Annotated in this window: 1 pseudogene; it reads right to left on the bottom strand. The window is 33.2% G+C overall.

The features are described 5' to 3' along the window. Window positions 1-206 (bottom strand): annotated as a pseudogene (locus tag LB467_RS18995) (IS5/IS1182 family transposase); the annotation flags it as partial. Between the last annotated feature and the right edge of the window lie 17 nt (window positions 207-223).

Genomic DNA, 223 nt, shown 5'->3' with positions numbered 1-223 from the left:
GTTTTCAATAACAAGTATTTAAACATGCGGATAGGACTTTCTGCATTTCTCCCATTAGTTGCACAATATTTATCTACCAGTTCATCGTGGATAAAGGAAAAATCAATCAATTCATTGATTCTTCTAAGAAGATTGCCCTTGGGTACGATTAAATCATATAGATCGGAATACGCACTTAACTGAATTTTTTGTTGCTGCAATAACATATATAAGTCGCGGTTAA

The organism is Salegentibacter tibetensis, from assembly GCF_020164485.1.
GTDB lineage: Bacteria > Bacteroidota > Bacteroidia > Flavobacteriales > Flavobacteriaceae > Salegentibacter > Salegentibacter tibetensis.
Note: the sequence above shows the minus strand (reverse complement) of the source record. Positions and strands in the feature narration are given on the sequence as shown.